This window comes from Sphingobium sp. (genome assembly GCA_023266575.1).
GTDB lineage: Bacteria > Pseudomonadota > Alphaproteobacteria > Sphingomonadales > Sphingomonadaceae > Sphingobium.
This window is the reverse complement of the sequence record JAHFPV010000002.1, coordinates 144,575-163,187: the sequence shown is the minus strand read 5'-3', so window position 1 is coordinate 163,187 and position 18,613 is coordinate 144,575. Positions and strand designations below refer to the sequence as shown.

14 protein-coding genes are annotated in these 18,613 nt (G+C 63.3%); 5 read left to right on the top strand and 9 right to left on the bottom strand.

Annotated features, from left to right (window positions below):
* Positions 1 to 15: 15 nt before the first annotated feature.
* Positions 16 to 360, bottom strand: coding sequence for a GntR family transcriptional regulator (locus Q0D44_RS03205; RefSeq protein WP_217671842.1), 345 nt, complete (start codon positions 358 to 360; stop codon positions 16 to 18).
* A 72-nt stretch (positions 361 to 432) separates the two neighbouring features.
* The gene (locus Q0D44_RS03200; RefSeq protein ID WP_294133166.1) at positions 433 to 1,011 is read right to left on the bottom strand and encodes a nitroreductase; all 579 of its coding nucleotides are present in this window, start codon (positions 1,009 to 1,011) and stop codon (positions 433 to 435) included.
* 138 nt (positions 1,012 to 1,149) lie between these two features.
* On the opposite strand from Q0D44_RS03200, the gene Q0D44_RS03195 reads away from it, so the two are divergent.
* The 3 genes from Q0D44_RS03195 (at position 1,150) to Q0D44_RS03185 (ending at position 5,443) form a co-directional block, all read left to right on the top strand.
* On the top strand, positions 1,150 to 2,673 hold the full coding sequence (locus Q0D44_RS03195; RefSeq protein WP_294132317.1) for a peptide MFS transporter: 1,524 nt from the start codon (positions 1,150 to 1,152) through the stop codon (positions 2,671 to 2,673).
* Positions 2,670 to 4,055: an amidohydrolase gene (locus Q0D44_RS03190; protein WP_294132314.1), complete on the top strand. Its 1,386-nt coding sequence runs from the start codon at positions 2,670 to 2,672 to the stop codon at positions 4,053 to 4,055. The genes Q0D44_RS03195 and Q0D44_RS03190 overlap by 4 nt, the downstream gene beginning before the upstream one ends.
* A 113-nt stretch (positions 4,056 to 4,168) precedes the next feature.
* On the top strand, positions 4,169 to 5,443 hold the full coding sequence (locus tag Q0D44_RS03185; protein ID WP_294132311.1) for an amidohydrolase family protein: 1,275 nt from the start codon (positions 4,169 to 4,171) through the stop codon (positions 5,441 to 5,443).
* 337 nt (positions 5,444 to 5,780) lie between these two features.
* Here Q0D44_RS03185 and phaZ read toward each other — a convergent pair whose 3' ends face one another.
* Positions 5,781 to 7,004, bottom strand: a complete 1,224-nt coding sequence (gene phaZ, locus Q0D44_RS03180) for a polyhydroxyalkanoate depolymerase (RefSeq protein ID WP_294132309.1) — start codon at positions 7,002 to 7,004, stop codon at positions 5,781 to 5,783.
* Positions 7,005 to 7,128: 124 nt separating this feature from the next.
* Here phaZ and Q0D44_RS03175 point away from each other — a divergent pair, with 124 nt between their 5' ends.
* Together Q0D44_RS03175 and Q0D44_RS03170 are read left to right on the top strand one after the other, a co-directional pair.
* A complete protein-coding gene (locus Q0D44_RS03175; RefSeq protein ID WP_294132306.1) occupies positions 7,129 to 7,785 on the top strand; it encodes a glutathione S-transferase in 657 nt (218 codons plus the stop codon).
* A gap of 41 nt (positions 7,786 to 7,826) precedes the next feature.
* Entirely contained in the window at positions 7,827 to 9,470 is a 1,644-nt protein-coding gene (locus Q0D44_RS03170) for a M28 family metallopeptidase (RefSeq protein ID WP_294132304.1), read from the top strand.
* On the opposite strand, the gene Q0D44_RS03165 is transcribed toward Q0D44_RS03170, so the two are convergent.
* From Q0D44_RS03165 to Q0D44_RS03140, 6 genes are all read right to left on the bottom strand, one after another.
* Positions 9,467 to 10,168 carry a glutamine amidotransferase gene (locus tag Q0D44_RS03165; protein WP_294132301.1) on the bottom strand — a complete coding sequence of 234 codons (702 nt, stop codon included), beginning with the start codon at positions 10,166 to 10,168 and terminating at the stop codon, positions 9,467 to 9,469. The two genes, Q0D44_RS03170 and Q0D44_RS03165, sit on opposite strands and share 4 nt — an antisense overlap.
* Before the next feature lie 70 nt (positions 10,169 to 10,238).
* Positions 10,239 to 10,496: a hypothetical protein gene (locus Q0D44_RS03160; protein ID WP_119745396.1), complete on the bottom strand. Its 258-nt coding sequence runs from the start codon at positions 10,494 to 10,496 to the stop codon at positions 10,239 to 10,241.
* Between the two features lie 74 nt (positions 10,497 to 10,570).
* Positions 10,571 to 13,240 carry an aconitate hydratase AcnA gene (gene acnA, locus Q0D44_RS03155; RefSeq protein WP_294132296.1) on the bottom strand — a complete coding sequence of 890 codons (2,670 nt, stop codon included), beginning with the start codon at positions 13,238 to 13,240 and terminating at the stop codon, positions 10,571 to 10,573.
* A gap of 420 nt (positions 13,241 to 13,660) precedes the next feature.
* A complete protein-coding gene (locus Q0D44_RS03150) occupies positions 13,661 to 16,423 on the bottom strand; it encodes a bifunctional aconitate hydratase 2/2-methylisocitrate dehydratase (protein ID WP_294132293.1) in 2,763 nt (920 codons plus the stop codon).
* A 164-nt stretch (positions 16,424 to 16,587) separates the two neighbouring features.
* Positions 16,588 to 18,354: a DUF885 domain-containing protein gene (locus Q0D44_RS03145; protein WP_294132289.1), complete on the bottom strand. Its 1,767-nt coding sequence runs from the start codon at positions 18,352 to 18,354 to the stop codon at positions 16,588 to 16,590.
* Between the two features lie 55 nt (positions 18,355 to 18,409).
* A complete protein-coding gene (locus Q0D44_RS03140; RefSeq protein ID WP_294132287.1) occupies positions 18,410 to 18,613 on the bottom strand; it encodes a DUF5818 domain-containing protein in 204 nt (67 codons plus the stop codon).

The following is an 18,613-nucleotide window of genomic DNA, read 5'->3' as shown; positions in this document are numbered from 1 at the left end:
TGCCGGGTGCGTCACTCAGGCCTTCTGCGCGTCCAGTTCCTCGACCCGCAGCCCCAGCCGCCGGATCTGCGCCGCGACCGGCGGCCAGACGGTTTCCAGAAAATGCTCCCGCTCCGCCACGCGCAGGCGGCGGGTTGCGCCGTCGGCGACGAACATGCCGACGCCGCGTTTCACCACGACCAGCCCGTCATCCTGAAAACTCTGATAGGCCTTCGCCACGGTCAGCGGATTGGCACCCTGTTGCGCGGCAAAGGCGCGCACCGATGGCAGCATGTCACCATCGCTAAATTCACCGTCCAATATGGACGCAGCAATAATCTCACGCAGGCGGAGATAGACGGGTTTGGAATCGTCGGCCATGACTGCATCAGTGCCATAATACAGCGATGCGCGCAAGTCAGTTGCTTGCGCTGGATCGGGTCGCTTGCGTAACTATCTGTCCCAAACTGATATCACGGCGTCATAATCTGGCCGAGGGCGCTCCTCCTGCGGCTTGCCCGGCGTGCCGATAAAGACAAAGCCGGCGATGCTTTCGCCTTCAGCGCCAAAGGCCGCGCGCACATCCTGATTATAGGTCGGCCATCCCGTCAGCCAGCCCCCGGCAAAGCCCAGCGCATGGGTGGCGTTGAGCAAATTCATGATCGCCGCGCCGACAGACAGCTGCTGTTCCCAGACCGGTATCTTGCTGCCTGTGACCGGCGCGGAGAGGGCGACCACCAATGTCGGTGCCTGATGCGCAAACTGGTGCATCGCCTCAATCTCCAGCCGTCCGGCATCGGGCTTTTCCGCGCGATAGGCGGTTTCGAGCAGGTCGGCGAAGGCCGCGCGCTTCTCCGACGGCACGACCACGAAGCGCCACGGGGCCAGCTTGCCATGGTCGGGCGTGCGGATCGCCACCTCCAATATCTGGCGCAATTGCGCATCGTCCGGGCCGGGCGCGATCAGATCGCGCGGTTTGCCCGAACGGCGGGTCTGGAGCAGGGCGAGCGGGGAGGAGCGATCATTGAACATCGCGTCCCAGATGGCGCGGCACCCGCTTTGACGCAAGGGCCGCCTGCGCTTTTGACAGATGCGAAATAGGCTCTAGTCTCGCGCCATCCTCTGGTCCCCGTTCGGCGGACCGGCACACATAAAAGACAAGGGTAGCTGATGGCGACCTCAATTTCTGGCGCGGCGGCAGCGGGCAAGACCTGGCTTGGCCATCCGCGCGGACTGTTCCTGCTGTTTTTCGCAGAGATGTGGGAGCGTTTTTCCTATTATGGGATGCGCGCGATCCTGATCTTCTACCTCACCAAACATTTCCTGTTTGGCGAGGACAAGGCCTATCTGCTCTACGGCGCTTACACCTCGCTGGTCTATATCACCCCGGTCATCGGCGGCTATCTGGCAGACCGTTTCCTGGGGCCGCGCAAGGCGGTGCTGGCGGGCGGGCTGTTCATCGCTTTCGGCCATTTCCTGATCGCGGTGACGGAGGGGCCGGGGGGGCAAGACCCACTCTATCTCAACGGCTTCTATCTGGCGCTGGCCAGCATCATCGTTGGCACCGGGTTCCTCAAGGCCAATATCTCGGTGCTGGTGGGCGAACTCTATCCGCGCGACGACGCGCGGCGTGATCCGGCTTTCTCCATCTTTTACATGGGTATCAATGCGGGCGGCGCGATCGGCCCGCTGGTCTGCGGCTTGCTGGGCGAGACGATGGGCTGGGGCTGGGGCTTTGGCGCGGCGGGGGTCGGCATGTTGCTGGGCCTTGTGATGTTCGTCTGGCTCACCCCCTGGCTGCTGGGCAAGGGCGAGCCGCCCGCGCCGCAACAATTGCGCGCGCCTGCGGTGGCGGGCGTCAGTCAGGAATGGACCATCTATCTGGGCGCGATACTGGGCGTGGTCGCGATCTGGTTCGTCATTCGCTATGCCGAATTGCTGGGCTATGCCTTGCTGGCCTTCGCGGCGCTGACGGTCATCTATATCGTCTGGCGCACGCTCGGCACGCTGGGCAAGGTCGACCGCGACCGGATGTTCGCGGCCCTGTTCCTGATCGCGCTCAACCCGCTCTTCTGGGGGCTGTTTGAACAGACCGGATCGTCGCTCAACATCTTCACCGACCGCAATGTCGATCGCACGGTGCTGGGCTGGGATATTCCCGCGTCCATGTTCCAGTCGGTCAATTCCATCTTCATCATCCTGCTGGCGCCTTTGTTCGCCGTGCTGTGGACCTTCCTCGACAAGCGCCGCCTCGAACCATCCTCTCCCGCCAAATTCGGCATTGGCCTGATCCTGTGCGGAGCGGGTTTTCTGGTGCTGGTCGCGGGCGCGGCGATGGCGGGGGAGAATCTGACCCCGCTGCTGTTCGTCATCCTCATATACCTTTTCCATACCATGGCGGAGCTGTGCTTCTCCCCCGTCGGCCTGTCGGCGATGACGCGGCTATCGGTGCCTAACATGGTCGGGCTGGTGATGGGGACATGGTTCCTGGCCATGGCGGCGGGCAATTTCATCGCTGGCCTGATCGCCCGCGCCACCGGCAGCGGTGACGCGGATGGCGTCACCCAGGTGCTGGGCGTCTATACCCGCATCGGCTGGTTTTCGATGGGTGTGGGCGTGCTGGTGCTGCTCGTTTCGCCCGTGATCAAGCGGCTGATGCATCTCGACACGATCGGCGCGGAGGAACGCCCATGAGGATGCTATTGATCGCGGCGCTGCTGGCCAGCGCCGCAACGCCTGCCGGTGCGAAGAAGGAGAAGGACGCGCCCGCCCCGACGCAGGGCAGTTCGGCCGAACCGGACAATCCCTATCCCTCCACCTACAAAGCCTATCCCGGCGTCGCTACGGCCATTCGCGGCGCGACCATTTTCGACGGGGAGGGGGGACGGATCGACAATGGCGTCATTTTCCTGTCCGATGGCAAGGTGACTGCGATTGGCGGCCCGGACACGCCGATCCCCGCCGACATTGCGGTGTTTGACGGCACCGGCAAATATGTGACGCCGGGCGTGATCGACATTCACAGCCATCTGGGCGACTATCCCAGCCCCAGCGTGGACGCGCTGTCCGACGGCAATGAAGCGACCGCGCCGGTCACCGCCCATGTGTGGGCCGAACATAGTATCTGGCCGCAGGATGCCGGTTTTGGGCGGGCGCTGGCCAATGGCGGGGTCACCAGCCTGCAAATCCTGCCCGGATCGGCCAATCTGTTTGGCGGGCGCAGCGTGACGCTGAAAAACGTCCCTGCCCGCACCATGCAGGGGATGAAATTCCCCGGCGCGCCCTATGGCCTGAAAATGGCGTGCGGCGAAAATCCCAAGCGCGTCTATGGCTCCAAGGGCCGCGAGCCGTCCACCCGCATGGGCAATATGGCGGTCAATCGCCAGACCTGGATCAAGGCGCGCGAATATCAGAAGAAACGCGCTGCCGGGAAAGACCAGACCCGCGACCTGGGGCTGGAGACGCTGGCCGATGTGCTGGAGGGCAAGATCCTTGTCCACAATCACTGCTATCGCGCCGATGAAATGGCCAATGTCATCGATATGGGCAAGGAGTTCGGCTACAAGGTCACCGCCTTCCACCACGCGGTCGAGGCTTACAAGATCGCCGACCTGCTGCGCGACAATGGCGTCTGTTCGGCGCTGTGGGGCGACTGGTATGGCTTCAAGATGGAAGCCTATGACGGCATCAGGGAGAATATCCCGCTGGTCCACCGAGCAGGCGCCTGCACCATCGTCCATAGCGATGATGAAAATGGCATCCAGCGGTTGAATCAGGAAGCCGCCAAGGCGCTGGGCGCGGGCCGCCGCATGGGGATTGATATAGCCGACGAGGTGGCCTGGACCTGGCTCGCCATCAATCCTGCCCGCGCCATGGGCATCGCCGATCAGACCGGCAGCCTGAAGGTCGGCAAGATGGCGGACGTGGTGCTGTGGAACGGCAATCCGTTCAGCACCTACACCCGGCCGGAGAAAGTGTGGATCGACGGGGCTTTGCTCTACGACAGCGCCAATCCCAAACTGCGCCCGGTCAGCGACTTTGAACTCGGCCAGATCGGCGCGGGAGATGTGAAATGAGCTACAAGAACCATCCTCTCCCTCCGTTCGCCCTGAGCCTGTCGAAGGGTCGTTCTTTCTTTCGCAAGAAGGGCAAGGCTTCGACAGGCTCAGCCCGAACGGTGTTAGGGGCATTGTTTTTTGTCCTCTCGACCCCCGCCCTTGCCCAGTCCCTCGCCATCACCGGCGCGACGCTGGCGATTGGTGACGGCTCCGAACCCATCCGCAACGGCACCGTCCTCATCAGCGCTGGCAAGGTGATCGCCGCTGGCGCCGGTATCGCCGTCCCGCCCGGCACCAAAACCATCAATGCGGGCGGCAAATGGGTGACGCCCGGTCTGGTGTCGGGCTATTCGCGTGTCGGTCTGGTCGAAGTTCCCGCCGTCAATGAAACCAACGACGCCAGCGCCCGATCGCCCTTCTCCGCCGCGATCGACGTGGCACCCGCGATCAACCCGCTCGCCAATCCGATCGCGATCAGCCGTACGGCGGGGATCACCCGCGCCGTCGTCGTCCCCTCGACCGGCACCGGCATTTTCGCCGGGCAAGGTGCGGTCGTGGACCTGGGCGCGGACATGAACCCCATCACCAGGGCGCGCGCCTTCCAATATGTCGAACTGGGCGAGGAGGGGGCCAAGGATGCAGGCGGCAGCCGCCCTGCCGCGATCCTGACCTTCAAGACCATGCTGCGCGAGGCGCAGGAGTTTGCCAAAGCCCCCGCCAGCTATGACGGGCGGTCGAAGGATGCGCTGCTCAACCGCGTCGATGCGCAGGCGCTGGTGCCGGTCGTCACCGGCGCGATGCCGCTGATGGTGCATGTCGAAAGCGCGCGCGATATAGTGACGATCCTGTCGCTGCGGCAGGATTTCCCCGCGCTCAAGATCATCATCGCCGGGGCCGCCGAAGGCTGGATGGTCGCGCCGCAAATCGCCGCCGCCAAGGTGCCAGTGATCGCGGGGGGCCTCGACGATCTTCCCTCCAGCTTCGAAAAGCTCGCCGCGACCCAGAGCAATGTCGGGCGCATGGTGAAGGCGGGCGTGGCCGTCTCCATGGGTCTGATGGACCGGGACGAGGGGCTGCAACTGCGCCTCGCCACCCAGCAGGCGGGCAATATGGTGGCGCTGAACAAGGTGCCGGGGGCCACGGGCCTCAGCTGGGGTCAGGCGCTCCGCACGATCAGCAGCGCGCCCGCCGAAGCCATGGGGCTGGGCGACCGGATCGGATCGCTCAAGGTCGGGCGGGCAGGGGATGTCGTGCTGTGGGACGACGATCCGCTGGAAATGACGTCCGCGCCGATCGCGGTGTGGATCGACGGCGTGCCGCAACCGATCGACAATCGCCAGACCAAGCTGCGCGATCGCTATGCGACGCCGGGCGAGGGCGCGCTACCCAAAGCGTATGAATGGTAGGGCCGCGTCATCACCCCCTTCTCCCCATGGGGGAGAAGTTGGAAGAGGGGGAGGACCCTCGCTGTCCTACACTGGCCCCGCCTGCTATAAGCGCACCCGGCTCCTTCCCATCGTTCACACCCCACACCCGACCGTGCATTCCGCATGGCCGACCGGCAAACCTCACCCAAATTCGCCACAAGCGATATGGGCAAAGTTTGCGAAGTTCCGCGCGCACCAGCCATGGCAGGATGCGTAATATCCTGTCCGCGCTGCGCACGAAAATATCATGATTGGCGGGAAATATGCGAAGCTAAGCCCCGCATCTCCTATCCGACGCTTGCCCGAAACCGGGCCGTCAGTTCATCGACAGGATCATGTTCCGCACCTGAGGATAGACCTGCTTTTCCCATTTGCTGCCGGAAAAGACGCCATAATGGCCGACGCCCGGCTGCAAATGGTGGCGCTTGAGGTGCGGGCGAAGGCCGGTGCAGAGCGTGTGCGCTGCCGCCGTCTGGCCCACGGCGCAAACATCGTCCTTCTCGCCCTCGACCGTCAGCAGCGCGGTCTTGCGGATCGCGCCCGGATTGACGGGACGACCGCGGTGCATCAGTTCGCCCTTGGCCAGCAGGGTGCGCTGGAACACCAGGTCGACTGTTTCGAGATAAAATTCCTTGGTCATGTCCAGGACCGCGAAATATTCCTCGTAGAAGGTCTTGATCTTGTCCGCCTCGACCGTCTTGCCGTCAGCCAGCAACTGGTAAAGTTCGCGATGCTGCGACCCGTGCCGCTCCATGTTCATCGCCATGAAGGCAGAGAGTTGCAGGAAGCCCGGATAGACTTCGCGCCCGCGCCCGGCATAGCGGAACGGCACGGTGGAGATCAGATTCTTCTCGAACCAGTCGATCGGCTTGTCATTGGCCAGGTCGTTGACCACGGTCGGCGCGACCCGCGTGTCGATCGGCCCGCCCATCAGCGTCATCGACTTGGGCGTTGCCGGGTCCTTATCCTCGGCCATGACCGCCACGGCTGCGAGCGCAGGGACGCAGGGCTGGCACACGGACAGCAGATGCGCGCCCGGCCCCATCGTCTGGAAAAACTGGATGATATAATCGACATAATCCTCAAAGCCGAAGCGCCCCGCCTCCAGCGGTACGTCGCGGGCATTTTTCCAGTCGGTAATATAGACGTCATGGTCCTGGAGCAGGGTTACCACCGTGCTGCGCAGCAAGGTGGAGAAATGACCCGACATCGGCGCCACCACCAGCACGCGCGGCTGGGCGGTCTCTACCTCATCCTTCACGAAATGCAGCAGGTCGCCAAAGGGCAGGTCCGCGACGATTTCCTCGCGCACCGTGACATCCGCATTGCCGCTGCGCACAGTGTCGATCGCATAGGCGGGGCGCTTGTGGGTGACGCGCGCGCCCTGGAACACATCCATCAGCGCGAACATGCGCCGCGGCATGGCCCAGTCGGCCATCGGCCCCATCTTGTCGCGCATCCCCAACGCAATCTGCGCCCCGAAGCGTGCCGGCGCCAGCATATCGTTCCACGCCTGATAACCACTGTACAGCATTCGCATGACTATAAGCGCGCCTTGTTCAATCCGTCCATCCGAATCGGTTTACGTATGCAACGCTATACACGGATTATATGTTGCACCGCATCATCATAAATGTAGGTTAAGGCTGACCGGAGGGAATGTCATGGCTGTTGCACAACTCACTCTATCCAGTAAAAATTATTCGTCCTGGTCGCTGCGTGGTTGGTTGCTGTGTCGCATCGCGGGACTGAAGGTTGAAGAAAAGCTGATCGCGCTGGACGATGCGGAAAATCGCGCGGAGCTGTTGCTGCTCTCGCCGTCCGTGCTGGTGCCGCGCCTGACGCATGAAGGGGCGAGCGTCTGGGACACGCTGGCGATCGCGGAATATCTGCATGAGCTGTACCCCGACGCGGGCATGTACCCGGCTGACCGTATCGCCCGCGCCCATTGCCGGTCGGTGTCGGGCGAAATTCATTCAGGCTTCGCCAATCTGCGTTCCGCCTTGCCGATGAACCTGAAGGTCCGGCACGCCAAATTCCCGATCTTTTCCGGTGCCAAGCCCGACATCGAACGGATCGAAACGATCTGGGCCGAATGTCTGGACAGCTATGGCGGGCCATGGCTGTTCGGCGAAAAGCCGACCGTCGCCGACGCCATGTTCGCGCCGGTGGCCGAACGCTTCCTGACCTATGCCGTGCCGGTGTCGGCGACGGCGGCGGCCTATTGCCGGACGATCAACAGCTGGGACATCATGCGCGAATGGATCGACGAGGCGCGGGTCGAACCGGACGAGGTGGAAGAACTCGACATCGAATTCTGACGACCCTTTCCCTGTTGCCGGGCAGGGGCTAAGCCCCTGTCATGACCCGTGCTTTCCTGGCCCTGAGCCTCCTCGCCCTTCCTGCTCACGCCCAGACCGTGGTGCCGCAGCAGCTCGAACAATCGGTCCGCGTTCTGGCGTCCGACCTGTTCGAAGGCCGCGCCCCCGGCACGGTCGGGGAGGAGCGGACGATCGGCTATCTGATTGGCCGGTTCCAGGCATTGGGGCTGGAGCCGGGCGGGCCGGATGGGCAATGGGTGCAGAGCGTGCCGCTGCTCCACACCAGGCTGGGCAAGGCCGAGACGCTGGGCGTGAAGCAGGGCGATGCCGCGACGTCGTGGACCGCGGGGAAGGACGTCTATCTCTCCACCCTCCAGCCCAAGGACAAGGTCGCAATCAGCGCCGCGCCACTGGTGTTCGTCGGCTATGGCGTCTCCGCCCCCGAACGCGGCTGGGATGATTTCAAGGGCGTGGACCTCAAGGGCAAGATCGCGGTCTTTTTGATCAACGACCCGGATTTCGAGGCGGTGAAGGGCGACGATGCGGTCGGCAAATTCGGCGGGCGGACGATGACCTATTATGGCCGCTGGACCTACAAGTTCGAAGAAGCTGCCCGGCGCGGTGCTATCGGGGCGCTGATCGTCCATGATACGGCAGGCGCTGGCTATGGCTGGAATGTGGTGATCAGTCCGGGCGGCGAGAATTATGATCTGGTCCGTGCGCCGGGCAAGCTGACCAGCCTCCAGTTGCAGGGCTGGATCGAAGGGAGTGCGGCGGCAAAGCTGTTTTCGGGCGCGGGACTCGACCTTCCGAGCTTACGCAAGCAAGCGCGGTCCAAACGGTTCCGGCCGGTGGCGTTGAAGGGGGCCAGCTTCTCGGCCGCTTTCCCCGTGACGCAGGACATCGTCAAGAGCGCCAACGTCCTTGCCCGCATTCCCGGCACCAAACGGCCCGATGAAACTGTGATGTATGGCGCGCATTGGGACGCCTATGGCAAGGGTGCGCCCGATGCGCAGGGGCGTGTCTATCGCGCCGGGGCCAATGACGACGCGCTGGGGATTGCTGGCTTGTTCGAGATTGCCCGCGCGTTCAAGGCTGGTCCGGCGCCCGACCGGAGCGTCCTGTTCGCGGCCTGGACCGCCGAGGAGCGGGGATTGCTGGGGTCCGAACATTATGCGCTGAACCCGGTCTGGCCGCTCGACAAGACCGTCGCCAACCTGACCCTCGACATTCTCCAGACCGCTGGCAAGGCGAAGGATGTCATCCTGGTCGGCAAGGGGCAGGGGACGCTGGAGGATGATCTGGCCAAGACTGCCGCCTCGCAGGGCCGGGTCGTGACGCCCGAAAGCCTGCCTGAGCGCGGGCTATTCTATCGTGCCGATCATTTCTCCATGGCCAAGCGCGGCGTGCCGGTGCTGTTGCTGATGGGGATTGCGGGCGCGTCCGATCTGGTCGAGGGCGGGCGCGTCGCGGGTCAGGCCTGGGTCGATGCCTATACCGGCCAATGCTATCATCAGGCCTGCGATGCGATCGACGCGACATGGAAGCTGGACGGGGCAGCGCAGGATGTGGAGCTGATGCTCGACATCGGCCGCGATCTCGCGACATCGACCCGCTGGCCGCAATGGAAGCCGGGGTCGGAGTTCAAGGCGGTGCGGGACGCAAGCGCGGCGGCGCGGCCCTAAGCCCGCACCGTTGCCAGCCATTCGCCGATCATCGCGCGGCCTGCCGCCACAGCGCCGGGACCGTGATCGTCATGGTCCTGCCGCAGGGCGATGCCGCACTGGCCCGCGACATCGAGGTCGGCCCAGAAATGAGTCAGCCATTCGTCGAAGCGGGCATCCTCGCCCATTTCAGCGTGGAATTGCAGCGCCAGAAGGTTGGGTCCGCGGCGGAAGGCCTGATGCGCGTAGAGGTCGGTGGAGGCGAGCAGATCGACGCCATCGGGCAGGTCGAACGTGTCGCTGTGCCAGTGCAGCACCGGCACGCCATCGACATGGCGGAGCGGTGATTGCGCGCCGGTGGGATTGACCGAGACTGGCGCAAAGCCCAGTTCCATCCGCCCGCCCGGATAGACCGGTGCGCCGAGCGCCGCCGCGATCATCTGGCTGCCCAGGCACACGCCCAGCGTCGGCCGGTCGCGGTCCAGCCGGGCGGCGAGCTTGTCGATCTGCATCGGAATCCAGGGATGGATGTCCGCCTCATAAACGCCCATCGGCCCGCCCATCATGATCAGCAAGTCCGGTTCGCACAGATCGACGCCTGCAAAATCCGGGCTGGCCACATCGACCCGGTCGATATGATAGCCCGCCGCTTCGATCGGCTGGAGATATCCCGCGGCCCCTTCGCGGGGAACATGGCGGACGATGAGCGCTCTTTTCATTGTGCGGCGATGCTAGCCAAGGTGAAGAACGCCCGCCAGCCCAGCCTTTCTTGGGGGCGGGAAAACGGACCTATTCGCGCACGCCCCGATCCCGCCGGGCGATCCGCCACAGCGCGACGAAGCCGATGCCGCTCCAGATGATGTTGAGGACCATCGATGGAATCGCGCCGTGCCACCATGTGTTGAGGACAAAAAAGGCCGCGCCCAGTGCGTTGAGCCATTGGAACGCCGCCGACTCTCCAGTCAGACGCCCGCTCGATACGCCAAGATAGGCGCCCAGAACGAGCAGCGCGCCGGTCCAGCCGACGATTTCAACCAAGATGTTCATCGCTGCCCCTGACAGGAAAAAGGGCGCCGCCCGGTGGGAAGCGCCCTTCTGCCTTAGCTCAGCCTGTGATGCGATCAAGCGGCCAGCTTGCGCAGCACATATTGGAGGATGCCGCCGTTCAGGAAATATTCCAGCTCGTTGATCGTATCGATCCGGCAGAGCGCGGTGAAGGTGAAGGTCGATCCGTCGGCGCGGGTGACCAGCACGTCCACATCCTGACGAGGCTTCAGGTCCGCGACACCGGTGATGGTGAAGCTTTCGTCGCCGTTCAGGCCCAGCGTGTCGCGCGTGTCGCCATTTTTGAACTGGAGCGGCAGCACGCCCATGCCGACCAGGTTGGAGCGGTGGATACGCTCGAAACTTTCGACGATGACCGAACGGACGCCGAGCAGGTTGGTGCCTTTCGCCGCCCAGTCGCGTGACGATCCGGTGCCATATTCCTTGCCGCCGATGACGACCAGCGGGGTGCCATCGGCCTTATGCTTCATCGCCGCGTCATAGATGGGCAGGGTTTCGCCCTTGTAGCTGGTCATGCCGCCTTCGACGCCGTCCAGCATCAGATTCTTGATGCGGATATTGGCGAAGGTGCCGCGCATCATGACTTCATGATGGCCGCGCCGCGCGCCATAGCTGTTATAATCGGCCTGGGCGACCTGATGTTCGGACAGCCACTTGCCGGCGGGGCTGGACGCCTTGATCGAGCCTGCGGGCGAGATGTGGTCGGTGGTGATCGAATCGCCGAAGATCGCCAGGGGTTTAGCTTCGATGATGTCGGTGACCGGTGCCGGGGTCATGCTCAATCCCTCGAAATAGGGCGGGTTGGCGACATAGGTGGAGCCTGCGCGCCAGCTATAAGTGTCGCTGCCGGTGACGTCGATCGCCTGCCAATGGGCGTCGCCCTTATAGACATTGGCGTAGCGCGCCTGGAACATGGCGCGGTCCATGCAGCCCGCCATGGTCGATGCGACCTCGTCATTGGTGGGCCAGATGTCTTTCAGATAAACGTCGTTGCCTGCGCTGCTGACGCCGATGGGGGTGGTGATGAAATCCTCGATCACCGTGCCTTTGAGCGCATAGGCGACGACCAGCGGGGGGCTGGCGAGGAAATTGGCGCGCACGTCGGGCGACACACGGCCTTCGAAATTGCGGTTGCCGGAAATGACGGCGGCGGCGACCAGGCCATTGTCGTTGATCGCCGCGCTGATCGGCGGGGCCAGCGGGCCGCTATTGCCGATGCAGGTGGTGCAGCCATAGCCGACCAGATTGAAGCCGATCGCATCAAGGTGCGACTGGAGGCCCGCGCGTTCCAGATAGTCGGTGACAACCTGGCTGCCGGGGGCGAGGGAAGTCTTGACCCAGGGCTTGGGCTTGAGGCCCAGTTCGTTGGCTTTCTTGGCGACGAGGCCAGCGGCGACCATCACGCCGGGGTTGGACGTGTTGGTGCAGCTGGTGATGGCGGCGATGGTGACGTCGCCGTCGCCAATGTCGAAATCCTTGCCCTCGACCGGCACGCGCTGCTGCGCCTTCTTGTAGGTGTTGACGAGGTCGGCGTTGAATACGTCATCGACTTCCGGCAGCGAAACGCGGTCCTGCGGGCGCTTGGGACCGGCCAGGCTGGGGACGACGGTGGCCAAGTCCAGTTCCAGCGTGTCGGTGAATACCAGGTCAGCCGACGGGTCGATCCAAAAGCCCTGTTCTTTGGCATAGGCTTCGACGAGCGCGATGTTATCATCGCTGCGCCCGGTCAGGCGCATATAGTCGAGCGTCTTGTCGTCAATGCCGAAGAAGCCGCAGGTCGCGCCATATTCCGGGGCCATGTTGGCGAGTGTTGCGCGGTCTGCGAGCGACAGGCTGGCGAGGCCGGGGCCGAAATATTCGACGAAACGGCCGACTACGCCGCGCGCGCGCAGCATCTGGGTGGCGGTGAGGACGAGGTCGGTGGCGGTCACGCCTTCCTGCAACTCGCCGGTGAATTTGAAGCCGACGACTTCGGGGATGAGCATGGAAACGGGCTGGCCCAGCATCGCGGCTTCCGCTTCGATGCCGCCCACGCCCCAGCCCAATACACCCAGACCGTTGATCATCGTAGTGTGGCTGTCGGTGCCGACGCAGGTGTCGGGATAGGCGACCAGCTTGCCGTCGGCATCGACCGAGGACCAGACGGCCTGCGCGATATTTTCCAGATTGACCTGATGGCAGATGCCGGTGCCGGGGGGAACGGCGTAGAAATTGGCGAGGGACTTGCTGCCCCATTTGAGGAAGTCGTAGCGCTCCATATTGCGCTGATATTCGATTTCCACATTCTGCTCGAACGCTTTGGGCGTGCCGAATTCATCGACCATGACGCTATGGTCGATGACGAGGTGGACGGGGACTTGCGGGTTGATCTTGCCGGCGTCGGCACCCAGCGCGTTCATCGCGTCACGCATTGCGGCAAGATCGACGACGCAGGGGACGCCGGTGAAGTCCTGCAATAGCACGCGGGCGGGGCGATACTGGATTTCGCGCTCGGCCTTGCCCCTGTCCTTCTGCCAGTCGATGATCGCCTTGATGTCCTCGACCGTGACGGTGACGCCATCTTCAAAGCGGAGCAGGTTTTCGAGCAGCACCTTCATCGAGAAGGGCAGGCGGGAGACGTCGCCCAGCTTCGCCGCGGCTTTCTTGAGCGAGTAGAAGGCGATGTCCTTGCCCTCGACATGCAATATGTCGCGCGTGCCGAGTGTGTCCTGTCCGATGGCGGTCATGAAAGTGCGTCTCCTCGCGGTCGCTTCGCCCCGGTCGGGATGATGACGCATGATCCGCCAGAAAGCCGGACGGCTTAAGGGTGGGCGGCGCCCAAACCATGGGTCGAAGCAGCTATGTCCCGTTGTGACAGGGAGATAGGAACTAGTGGTGCCAAGTCAATTGCCAAGTCGGCCAAGGCGTGCGTTTGGGAGGCAGGTGAAGCCGGGATAGAGAGGGTGAGTCTACTTTGTCCCGTTCGTTTCGAGCGAAGTCGAGAAACGGTAGCACGCCGGTTTCTCGACTTCGCTCGAAACGAACGGAGGTTAGGATTCAATCTAAAGTCATCACACTCTAGAAATAGCAATGCCGCCGCTGCCCTTTCCCCACGGGAGAGAAAGCGCAGCGGCGGCATCTGCTTGAAAGGGCTATCAGACCCCGGATCAGTGGGCGACGGGCGGGGCGAACTTGGTCAGGTCGATGCCGACGACGGCGCTCTTATATTCATCCATGCTGGGCGTGCGGCCAAGGATGGTCGACAGAACGACGACCGGAGTCGAGGCCAGCAGCGATTCACCCTTCTTCTCGTCCGTATCTTCCACGACGCGGCCCTGGAACAGGCGGGTGGAGGTGGCCATGACGGTGTCGCCCTTGGCGGCCTTTTCCTGATTGCCCATGCACAGGTTGCAGCCGGGACGTTCGAGATACAGCATATTCTCATAGCTGGTGCGGGCCGCGCTCTTGGGTGCGACATCGTCAAATTCGAAGCCGGCATATTTTTTAAGCACGTCCCAGTCGCCTTCGGCCTTCAACTCGTCGACGATGTTGTAGGTGGGCGGGGCGACGACCAGCGGTGCCTTGAACTCGACCTTGCCTTCGCTGGCTTCGATATTCTTGAGCATCTGGGCCAGGATTTTCATGTCGCCCTTATGCACCATGCACGAACCAATGAAGCCCAGATCGACCTTCTTGGTGCCGCCATAATAGGAAACGGGGCGGATGGTGTCGTGGGTGTAGCGCTTGGAGACGTCCGCATTGTTGACGTCCGGGTCGGCGATCATCGGTTCGTTGATCAGGTCGAGATCGACCACGACCTCGGCGAAATATTTGGCGTTGGGGTCGGGGGCCAGTGCGGGCTTCACGCCCGAACGGATTTCCGCGATGCGCGCGTCGGCCTTGTTGATCAGGCCTTGCAGCGTGCCAGCGGCATTTTCCATGCCCTTGTCGATCATGATCTGGATACGCGACTTGGCGATTTCCAGCGACTCGATCAGCGTTTCGTCCTGCGAAATGCAGATCGACGCCTTGGCCTTCATTTCGGCCGTCCAGTCGGTGAAGGTGAAGGCCTGATCGGCGAGCAGCGTGCCGATATGGACTTCGATGATGCGGCCCTGGAACACATTTTCGCCAAACTGGGCGAGCATCTGCGCCTGGGTCGCGTGGACCACGTCGCGGAAGTCCATATAGGGCAGCATCTGGCCCTTGAAGGTGACCTTGACCGACTGCGGGATCGGCATGGTCGCTTCGCCCGTCGCCAGCGCCAGCGCAACCGTGCCGGAGTCCGCGCCGAAGGCCACGCCCTTTGACATGCGGGTGTGGCTGTCGCCGCCGATGATGATCGCCCAGTCGTCCACGGTGATGTCGTTCAGCACCTTGTGGATCACGTCGGTCATCGCATGATAGCGGCCCTTGGGATCGCGCGCGGTGATCAGGCCAAAATTGTTCATGAAGGACATGAGCTTGGGGATATTGGCCTGCGCCTTTTTGTCCCAGACCGACGCGGTGTGGCAGCCCGACTGATAGGCGCCGTCGACCAGCGGCGAAATGACGGTGGCCGCCATCGCTTCGAGTTCCTGCGCGGTCATCAGGCCGGTCGTGTCCTGCGACCCGACGATGTTCACCGTGACGCGAACGTCCGACCCGGCGTGCAGCACCTTGCCCGGCGCGACGCCGACGGCATTGCGGTTGAAGATTTTTTCGACCGCGGTGAGGCCCTGGCCCTCGACCGAGATTTCCTTGTTCGGCGCGAAAACGAGCGGGGCTTCGACGCCCAGCGTTTCGGCGGCGAAGGTCTGAAGCTTCTTTCCGAACACGATGGCGTAGCTGCTGCCCGCCTTCATGAATTCCATCTTCTGCGGGGTGAAGGCGGAGGCGACATCGACCAGCTCATTGCCTGCTTCGTCGGTCAATTTCTTGTTCTTGACGTCGATCTTGAGGACCGTGCCGGTCGCGACGGAGAATTTTTCCTCCAGCACCGGATTGCCATCATTGTTGAGGATGGTCTTGCCATCCGGGCCGGTCATCTTGACCCAGTTTTTGAGGTTGATGCCGATGCCGCCGGTCACGTCCACGGTGGTCGCGAAGATGGGCGAGATGCCGTTGGTGCCGCCGACGACCGGGGCATAGTTGACGAACGGCACATAGGGGCTGGACTGCTTGCCGGTCCATAGCGCCACATTGTTGACGCCCGACATGCGCGAGGAGCCGACGCCCATCGTGCCCTTTTCCGCTATCAGCATGACGCGCTTGTCGGGATGCTGGGCCTTGAGCGCCACAATCTCCTGCTGCGCCTGCGGCGTCATCATGCACAGGCCGTGCAGTTCGCGGTCGGAGCGGGAGTGGGCCTGATTGCCCGGCGAGAGCAGGTCGGTCGAGATATCGCCTTCGCCAGCGATGTAGGTGACGACCTTGATCTCATCCTCGACATCGGGGAGCTTGGTGAAGAATTCGGCCTGGGCGTAGCTTTCCAGCACGTCCTTCGCGACCGGATTGCCCGCCAGATAGGCGTCGCGCAGGCGGAACATGTCGGCGTCGTAGAGGAAGAATTGGGTCTTGAGGACGTCGCCCGCCTGAACTGCGATTGCCGCGTCATCGCCCAGCGCGATATCGAGCAGCACGCCGATCGACGGGCCGCCCTTCATATGGCTGAGCAGTTCGAGCGCGAAGGCCGGGCTGATTTCCGGGACGGTCACTTCGCCCAGGATGATCTGCTTGAGGAACGCGGCCTTGGCTGCGGCTGCGCTGGTGGTGCCGGGCAGCGTGTTGTAAATGAAGAATTTGAGAGCGTCGGCGCGATGGTCGCTGGCCGCATCCTGGATGATGGCGATGATTTCGCTGAGCAGGACACCGTCGTCGATCGGCTTGGGCGCAAGTCCCTGAGCCTTTCGGCTGTCGATTTCGGCCAGATAATCCAGGTAAATGCTCATCTTTTCCCCAACGTCATAAAGTGCACGGATTCGACGCGCAGCGCCACTTGCCGATCTTTATGCCCGGTCTGGGGAGCTGTCGGCCCCCGGTAGGCGAACCGACACCGATTGGCAAGCCGCCGCAGCGCAGCAAAAATGGCTTGGGGCCATTGGGTGGGAACGGGTCAGCGCGCTTTCTGCGCCGCGATCCAGGCGTCGATCTGGCTGTCCAGTACCGTTAGCGGCACCGCGCCCTGCGCCAGCACGGCGTCGTGGAAGGCGCGCAGGTCGAATTTCGGGCCGAGTGCGGCCTCCGCCTTTGCCCGCAATTCGCGGATTTTGATCTCGCCCAGCTTGTAGCCCAGCGCCTGTCCCGGCCAGCTGATATAGCGATTGACCTCCGCATCGATATTGGCGTCGGACAGCGCGCTGTTCTCCTTCATGAAAGCGACGGCGCGGGCCTTGTCCCAGCCCTTGGCATGGATGCCGGTGTCGACGACCAGACGACAGGCGCGCCACATTTCATAGGAGAGGCGGCCCATCATCTTTTCGGGCGTGTCGTACAGGCCCATCTCCTCCCCCAGATATTCGGTGTAGAGCGCCCAGCCTTCGACATAGGCGGTGAAGCCTGCGAGATATTTGCGGAACGGGGGCAGCGGCAATTCCTGTTGCAGCGCGATCTGATTGTGATGGCCGGGCACCGCTTCATGGGCGGTTAGCGCGGGCAGTTCCCAAAAGGGGCGCTGGTCGAGTTTCGAGGTGTTGACATAGTACGTCCCTGCAATGCTGCTTTCTGGGGAGCCGGGCATATAATAAGCGGTGGTCGTCCCTTCCGCTTCAGCGGCGGGAATGGGTTTGAGGCCATAGGGCAGGCGCGGCAGGGTGCCGAAATAGCGGGGCAGCAGTCCGTCAATCGCCTTGGCCTGACGCGCGGCGACTTGCAGCAGTTCCTCCGGCGTTTTGGCATAATAGCGCGGATCGGTGCGCAGATGGGTGATGAAGTCGGTGCGGCTGGGATAGCCTGCCTTGGCCGCGACCTCATCCATGCGGGCGCGGATACGGGCGACTTCGGACAGGCCGATGGTGTGGATCTGGTCGGGCGTCAGGTCGGTGGTGGTGTGGGCGCGGACCCGGCTGGCATACCAGGCTGCGCCGCCCGGCAGGGTGGAGGCGCTGTCGCTCTTGCGGCAGGCGGGCAGATAATCCTTCACGAACAGGTCGTGCCATTTGCCATATTCGGGTGCGATCACATCGCGGATCAGGGTGGCGGCGCGGGCCTGCATCGCGGCCCAGTCCGTATCGCTGATGTCGCGGGGTTTGGCGCGGTTGAAGGGTTCGTAGAAGCGGGTGTCCTGCGGCTTGCCCGCGACGATGCCGCTGATCGTGGCGGCATATTTGCCAAGGACCGAGCAGGGCTGGACATAGCCGCCGCTGATCGCCTGCCGCGTGATGGCGAGGGCATCGCCATTTTGTCGCGGGTAGAGCGAGAGGCGCTGCAAATAGCTGTCATAGTCGGCGCGGTTGTAGAAGGGCAGGCCGTCGCCCATGCTGGCAAAGCCCTGATGCCAGCCATAATAAGTGGTGAACAGCATCAGCCGTTCGGCGGGATGCGCTTCGCCTGCAATATCGTCACGCAGCATCCACAGAAGGACGGCGCGGTTGACGCGGTCGGTGGCGTCGAGGCCGCTGTCGGCGATCGCGTCGAGCCGGGCGACGAAGGCTTGCTCCGCCTTGATCTGCGCGGCGCGGCCCGCCAGCGAAATGTCGTAGATGCGGTCGTCATAGCTGCGGACGCCGCGCGCGGTGGCATCGACGGGGTGGACCGAAAGCCACCAGGCCCAATGATCGTCCAGGACTTTGGTCAGGGCGTCATGGGGCGTTTGGGCCTGCGCCAGAGCGGGCGTGGCGGTGGCGACGAGGGGGGTGAGGAGGAGGGCGATGATATTGCGCATGGGCCAAGGGATCGCGCGTCCCGGCCCGTTTGGCAAGAGGATCAGGCCGGGGAGATCAGGCCGGTGCGACGCCGTCCGCTTCGACGATGCCGTCGCCAGCGTGAAAACCGCGGACCCGGACCCGCTTTTCGACCAGATCGACGGGGACGCGCAGGAGGACGAGACGGTAGGTTCCGCCATTATCGCGACGGAGCAGAAAACCGGCGGTGTCGCGGACCAGTCGCCCGGTTTCGTCCACCGCTGCGCCAATATCGGTCAC

Excerpts from the sequence above, each read along its gene's own strand:
- Q0D44_RS03205 (WP_217671842.1), bottom strand. The coding sequence starts at position 360 with ATGGCCGACGATTCCAAACCCGTCTATCTCCGCCTGCGTGAGATTATT.
- Q0D44_RS03200 (WP_294133166.1), bottom strand. The coding sequence starts at position 1,011 with ATGTTCAATGATCGCTCCTCCCCGCTCGCCCTGCTCCAGACCCGCCGT.
- Q0D44_RS03195 (WP_294132317.1), top strand. The coding sequence starts at position 1,150 with ATGGCGACCTCAATTTCTGGCGCGGCGGCAGCGGGCAAGACCTGGCTT.
- Q0D44_RS03190 (WP_294132314.1), top strand. The coding sequence starts at position 2,670 with ATGAGGATGCTATTGATCGCGGCGCTGCTGGCCAGCGCCGCAACGCCT.
- phaZ (WP_294132309.1), bottom strand. The coding sequence starts at position 7,004 with ATGCGAATGCTGTACAGTGGTTATCAGGCGTGGAACGATATGCTGGCG.
- Q0D44_RS03175 (WP_294132306.1), top strand. The coding sequence starts at position 7,129 with ATGGCTGTTGCACAACTCACTCTATCCAGTAAAAATTATTCGTCCTGG.
- Q0D44_RS03170 (WP_294132304.1), top strand. The coding sequence starts at position 7,827 with ATGACCCGTGCTTTCCTGGCCCTGAGCCTCCTCGCCCTTCCTGCTCAC.
- Q0D44_RS03165 (WP_294132301.1), bottom strand. The coding sequence starts at position 10,168 with ATGAAAAGAGCGCTCATCGTCCGCCATGTTCCCCGCGAAGGGGCCGCG.
- Q0D44_RS03160 (WP_119745396.1), bottom strand. The coding sequence starts at position 10,496 with ATGAACATCTTGGTTGAAATCGTCGGCTGGACCGGCGCGCTGCTCGTT.
- acnA (WP_294132296.1), bottom strand. The coding sequence starts at position 13,240 with ATGACCGCCATCGGACAGGACACACTCGGCACGCGCGACATATTGCAT.
- Q0D44_RS03150 (WP_294132293.1), bottom strand. The coding sequence starts at position 16,423 with ATGAGCATTTACCTGGATTATCTGGCCGAAATCGACAGCCGAAAGGCT.
- Q0D44_RS03145 (WP_294132289.1), bottom strand. The coding sequence starts at position 18,354 with ATGCGCAATATCATCGCCCTCCTCCTCACCCCCCTCGTCGCCACCGCC.